Raw genomic sequence first — 5,592 nt, forward strand, 5'->3', positions numbered from 1 at the left:
TTTGATCTTTATATGCTCCCAGTGAAGGCGGACGAACGTGAAGCCTTTTACAATCTGCATCTGCCGCGTGAGTCCTTTTTCCTTTTCCTGCGTATATAAGCTGTGTAATGATATGACTTAAGGGAGAATAGGGATGATCAGGATGGAATCGCTTGAGCAGCTGGAGTCCCAGCTGCTGGATATTCAGCGCTGGGAGAAAGAGCAGAAGGATGTTATGTTTTGGGAGAAGCTCGGTAGAATCCCGTTTATGCTGCTGGACCGTATTACGCCGAAGATCGTAAGAGAGAAAATCGGCAGCGCTTTAAACGAGGTGGGAGGTTTTATCCAGACCGGAGGAAAACATCTGATCAGGGAGCGGGCGGTGCTGGATGTGCTTGCCCAGACTGCCGGAAGTCCGAGTGTTTATGGGGATGAGGAGGATAACCGCGATGGGGAAGGTGAAGAAGCATCCGGTTCCGGTTTAACCCTCGAACAGGCTGCACGTCTGCCTTTGGCCATCATGGATAGCGCTGCCGACACCATTGCAGCGAAACGCGTGAAATTCGCTGCCGCTCAAGGAGCGGCTGCTGGCACTGGCGGCTTGTTCACGATGGCAGTAGATATTCCGCTCGTGCTGGGCCAGTCGCTAAAGGTTCTTCAGGAGATGGCCCTATGCTACGGATATGACCCGAACGAGGAGCGGGAACGCATTTTTATCGTTAAATGCCTGCAGTTTGCATCCGCAGACATTGTCGGGAAAAAGGCGATCCTGGACGAGCTTGGCGAATTTGACGATCAGGATGGAAGTGAGCAGGTCATCTCCCAGCTTCAGGGCTGGCGAGAGGTGGTTCAGTCATATACGGACAGCTTCGGAATGAAAAAGCTGTTCCAATTGATCCCGATTGCGGGCATCGTCTTTGGCTCCATTTCCAACCGAGGTACGATTCGAGACGTCGCCGAAGCCGGAAAGATGCTTTATAAAAAGCGGCGGATTCGGCATCGGCTGCGCAGTATGAAGCCTTCAGAAGATTGATCAACATAAACGAAACCTCCGTTTGATACGCAATGTTCCTATTGCGCGTCAGACGGAGGTTTTTTTACCGAACCTTAGGTTATGGCTCAAATATTAGCGGTTGTCGACTTTTTCAGGGTACAGATCATGGTTCATCAGGCGCTGGGCAGCCATTTCCTCGTACTTCGTTCCGGGACGGCCATAATTGCAATAAGGGTCGATGGAAATCCCTCCGCGCGGGGTGAATTTCCCCCATACCTCGATGTAGCGCGGATCCATCAGCTTGATCAGGTCATTCATGATGATGTTCACACAATCCTCGTGGAAATCTCCGTGGTTGCGGAAACTGAACAGATACAGCTTCAAGGATTTGCTTTCGACCATTTTGATATCCGGAATGTAGCTGATATAAATGGTGGCGAAGTCGGGCTGTCCTGTAATCGGACAGAGACTGGTAAATTCCGGACAGTTGAATTTCACAAAATAATCCCGGTAAGGGTGCTTGTTATCAAAGGATTCAAGAATGCCCGGGTCATATTCAAACGTATATTTCGTTCCCTGATTTCCGAGCAGGGTGATATCTTCCAATTCATTCGGCTGTCTTCCGGCCATGTTGGTGCAGCTCCTTTATCATTTAATATGAGAAAAAATGCGCTCGCAGCGTTAAACGCCCCGTTTATTGCCCCATACAAGCGTGTGCAGCTGAGGCAGTACCCGCACATCGTTCAGACGATCCGATTTCATGACGGCATCGACCAGCATCTCGTAGCGCTCCAGCAGCCGGGAGGCGTGGCTCTGCGTGTCGCCCGTGCTGACATCCGGGTTCCCAGTCTGCAAATAGAACGGAACGTTCGGGTAGCGTTCGTGTACACTCTCGGCATAGGACAAGTCAATCTCATCAAACACAACGACCTTCAGGCTGAACGCTCTGCCGGGAGGGCGTCCTGACAAGCGGGAGATGATATCGTCCAGCTTCGTCCAATCCGTATTCATCCCGGAGCTGGGCGGCTTGGGCGAGATCGTCACCTCATCGACGTCCATCAGCCAATCCTGCCAGCGCGATCCTTGGGTTTCCACCGCAACGGTAATGCCGTGCCGATGCAGCTCGTCAACAAGTGTGCCAAGCTGGGAGAGAAGGGCTGGATTGCCCCCGGAAAGGGTGACATGGTCGAAGCGCTCGCCTCCTAAACGATACAGCTCCTGCCAAACGTCTTCCGCACTCATCCGGGTGATGGAGCCAGCCTCGGATCCGTCCCACGTAAATGCGGAATCGCACCAAGAGCAGCGATAATCACAGCCTGCCGTGCGGACAAACATCGTTTTGCGGCCGACGACCATGCCCTCGCCCTGGACGGTGGGGCCGAAGATCTCCATCACGGGGATGGGACGCGCCAATGTGGGCTCAGCGTCGGCGTTTCGGCTCAGCGTGGCATCCGTGCTATTCATGTTCCATCCACTCCCGTCTAACCTCAGCATAGCTGGTCGGCGTTTCGAACAGCCGCACGAACTCGGTACGCAAGCCCTGACGCTGGTAGGCTTCATTCTTCACAAGCGCCGCTTCCATTTGCTCGAACAGCCAGACGACCATGTTTTCGGCGGTCGTATTCATTGGCGGAAGCGTCTCGTTAAGATAACGGTGATCGAGAAAAGGCTCGATCTCTGTTTTCCATATATGCTTGATCTGCGCAAAATCAACGGTGATGCCGACGTCATCCGGCATGCCGCTGATGCCGAACACCACGATATACGTGTGGCCGTGCAGATTTTTACACTTGCCTTCATAGGCATGCAGATGATGCGCCGCATCAAAGGTAAATTCCTTGGAGACGAGCACGCGCTTGCGGTGATAGCGCAGGCTTCCGGCATCGATGTCTTTGCCGAGCTCCTGCAGACGGTCTACAATGCGAAATTCACCGGGTTGACGGCTCATATTGCATGCCCTCCTTCTGCTGCAGAGCGGCTGCTTAAATATTGATCGAGTCCCGCTTTTCTCAGTTTGCAGGCCGGGCATTCCCCGCAGCCGTCTCCCTTGATTCCGTTATAACACGTCAGTGTATGATTGCGGATATAATCGAGCGCGCCCATCTGATCGGCCAACGCCCATGTTTCCGCTTTGTTTAGCCACATGAGCGGGGTATGGATAACAAATGGATAATCCATCGCCAGATTCAATGTCACATTCAGCGATTTAATGAAGCTGTCCCGGCAATCGGGATAGCCGCTGAAGTCGGTTTCGCAGACGCCGGTCACGAGGTGCTTGGCGCCTTTTCCTTTGGCCAGCACAGCTGCAAAGCTGAGAAACAGCAGATTCCGGCCGTCCACAAACGTCGTCGGCAGCCCCTGGGGCCCTTCCTCAATCGCGATATCGCTTCGCGTCAATGCGTTCGGTGCCAGCTGGTTCAGCAGGCTCATATCGAGCACGGTATTCGGAACACCCTGCTCTTTGGCAATTTGTGCGGCGCACTCGATCTCAAGCTTATGCCGTTGACCGTAATCGAAGGTGACGGTTTCGACCTCGGCGAAGCGCTCCTTCGCCCAGAACAGACAGGTGGTGCTGTCCTGACCGCCGCTGAATACAACGACTGCTTTTTCATTTTTAAGCATAAAAAAACCTCTCATTCTTCAATATGATGGGTTGGTCATGGAACCCGAAGAAGAAGAGAAGTTCTTGAACTAGTCCGTAAAAAAACAAGCCTTATTCAGCCCTGAATAAGACAACTTAGTTTTTTATAGAGGGAGTTCGCGAACCTCTCCCATACGCCTCTTCGCGCATGGACTTTGTCTTCTGTTGTGATGTACACGGGCCTTTTTGTCTAAGCTCGGCTGTGCACGCCCTACATTATACCATGCTCCTGTTATTTGATAAACACTCCGCCAAAAGGAATTACTTCCCTTAGAAAGCGTTTGACCAGTCCTTCATCGTTGAATTCTTGCGCCAGCCTCTGATTTTGCCTTCCGGCCTGAAATAGCACATAGCCCTCTCCTGTCAGCTTCCAATGGTAATTCATATGCTGGCTGGCCAGATGGTTTCCGTAGACGGTCAAATCCAGCTGGGCCTGTTCGGGATAGGCGATAATGCTGCCGGCATCGACATACAGCGGCTCGGTTGCATGCAGTTTCACCTTGCAGACGGGCCCTTGCGTAAGAATTCCGAGGCTTCCGTTGCCGGAAAACTTCATCTTTATGGCATCGCGGGTGACAAGCATATTTTTTAATTTCAGAATCCGCGTCTGCATATGAATTCCCTGTGTGTAGAAGAACACATGACGAAAATCGTAGAGCATGTCTTCTTCTCCTGAAAGTTCGATCTCATGCATGCTAAAGCCCGGGGGAAGGGCTGCGGTGAATTGGCAGGGGCCCTTCATATCCGCACGAATCAGCTTCTTCTTCCGGTACATTCCCTTCACGTTCATCAGCCGGTCGCTTCGTCCGAAGGCCGGACCACGGTAGGCCACAATTTGGTCGGGATGCAGCACATGAGCCATATCGCCCTCTGTCAGTGAAAAGGTAACGGCTTGTCCGGCGCCGGCAGCCGTCGTATCTTCCATGCGAATAATCATCAGGTCACCTCCTATGTGCTTCGTTGCGTTAGCGCCGATAGCGATTGGTTCGGCGCATGCCGAAACGAAGGGCGCGAATAAGTACGAAATATCCAAGAGCGAGTCCGATCGCGGTCAATACGACCGTCTTGATACGCTCGGCGTTTTGTTTTCGGGCCATCTCGGCCTGCTGCAGCTCCAGCACCATCTCGGTCAGTTTACGATTCTGCTCAGCCAATTCGGCGTTCTGCTCCTGGAACTGCTTTACGTCATTTCGGGCCTGCTCCAGCTCCTGCAGGGTATGGTTGTATCCTTCCTTTAACTCATTAACCTCTTGAGGTAGCTCGGAAAACTGCTTGATTCCGTTATAGAAGCCGCCCAAGCTTGCACTGACTGTACGCTCTCCTGCTGAAAATGCGATCCCGGCTACCAGCAGGGTGGAAAAAAGACGAAGCGTCTTCATCCGCCAACGATCTCTCATAGCCACAATCACTCCTTGTCCCAGTAGTTTGTAATATTGTAATACCTTCCAATTAACAGACAGACTTCGACAATGATAGGGCGCGACAATTTCTCGTATCCGGTTGTCAGCGAGTGTGATTGATTCGGTGTTTAAATGGCGGGAATGCTGGGTAAAGTCATAACGTCGGCTTGCTGCACCAGATACACGATTCGCACTAAAGCTTGCTCCAAATAATGTATCTTATTTGTGTTATTATATAAAACTTATTGGAAGAGGAGATTACAATTATGAAAGATAATAATATTAAGAAGATTATGATTACAGTGAACGGAAAGCCTGTCGGGAACGGATTGTTCATCGACAAAATCACCTATGCCCCCGTGCATCCGACACCATCTAATGTCAAAGATTGCGTTAAGAGCGGCATTTGACAATCCGCCGTCCGATGCGAATACGGCTGAACAAGCGCGAATGGAGGGAATCGTCCCTACCCTTCGCCTTTTTTTGTTGGTCTGGAGAGGATCTGGGAAGGATATGAGGAATTTATGCACATCGTAAGTACCTTGTATCCACATCCATAACGAAAAATATTGCAAAAA

8 protein-coding genes and 1 riboswitch are annotated in these 5,592 nt (G+C 51.5%); of the genes, 2 read left to right on the forward strand and 6 right to left on the reverse strand.

Annotated elements, in window-relative coordinates; genetic code table 11:
• The first annotated feature begins 133 nt into the window (after positions 1 to 133).
• A complete protein-coding gene (locus CHH67_RS25510) occupies positions 134 to 1,012 on the forward strand; it encodes an EcsC family protein (RefSeq protein ID WP_095268179.1) in 879 nt (292 codons plus the stop codon).
• Between the two features lie 93 nt (positions 1,013 to 1,105).
• On the opposite strand, the gene queF is transcribed toward CHH67_RS25510, so the two are convergent.
• From queF to CHH67_RS25540, 6 genes are all read right to left on the reverse strand, one after another.
• Positions 1,106 to 1,603 (reverse strand): preQ(1) synthase, encoded by a 498-nt coding sequence (queF, locus tag CHH67_RS25515; RefSeq protein ID WP_095268180.1) that lies wholly within the window; start codon positions 1,601 to 1,603, stop codon positions 1,106 to 1,108.
• A gap of 51 nt (positions 1,604 to 1,654) precedes the next feature.
• On the reverse strand, positions 1,655 to 2,437 hold the full coding sequence (gene queE / locus CHH67_RS25520) for a 7-carboxy-7-deazaguanine synthase QueE (RefSeq protein ID WP_095268181.1): 783 nt from the start codon (positions 2,435 to 2,437) through the stop codon (positions 1,655 to 1,657).
• Positions 2,430 to 2,921 carry a 6-carboxytetrahydropterin synthase QueD gene (gene queD, locus CHH67_RS25525; protein ID WP_095268182.1) on the reverse strand — a complete coding sequence of 164 codons (492 nt, stop codon included), beginning with the start codon at positions 2,919 to 2,921 and terminating at the stop codon, positions 2,430 to 2,432. The genes queE and queD overlap by 8 nt, the downstream gene beginning before the upstream one ends.
• Positions 2,918 to 3,595, reverse strand: a complete 678-nt coding sequence (gene queC / locus CHH67_RS25530; protein ID WP_095268183.1) for a 7-cyano-7-deazaguanine synthase QueC — start codon at positions 3,593 to 3,595, stop codon at positions 2,918 to 2,920. Before queC ends, queD begins: the two co-directional genes overlap by 4 nt.
• 114 nt (positions 3,596 to 3,709) lie before the next feature.
• Positions 3,710 to 3,748: riboswitch (PreQ1 riboswitch) on the reverse strand.
• Positions 3,749 to 3,846: 98 nt separating this feature from the next.
• On the reverse strand, positions 3,847 to 4,551 hold the full coding sequence (locus tag CHH67_RS25535; protein ID WP_095268184.1) for an AIM24 family protein: 705 nt from the start codon (positions 4,549 to 4,551) through the stop codon (positions 3,847 to 3,849).
• Between the two features lie 28 nt (positions 4,552 to 4,579).
• A complete protein-coding gene (locus tag CHH67_RS25540) occupies positions 4,580 to 5,011 on the reverse strand; it encodes a hypothetical protein (protein ID WP_095268185.1) in 432 nt (143 codons plus the stop codon).
• Positions 5,012 to 5,280: 269 nt separating this feature from the next.
• Here CHH67_RS25540 and CHH67_RS26405 point away from each other — a divergent pair, with 269 nt between their 5' ends.
• Entirely contained in the window at positions 5,281 to 5,424 is a 144-nt protein-coding gene (locus tag CHH67_RS26405; protein WP_176475623.1) for a hypothetical protein, read from the forward strand.
• The last annotated feature ends 168 nt before the right edge of the window (positions 5,425 to 5,592 follow it).

Source organism: Paenibacillus campinasensis, assembly GCF_002272015.1.
In the GTDB taxonomy this organism is placed as follows: Bacteria; Bacillota; Bacilli; order Paenibacillales; family Paenibacillaceae; genus Paenibacillus_AQ; species Paenibacillus_AQ campinasensis.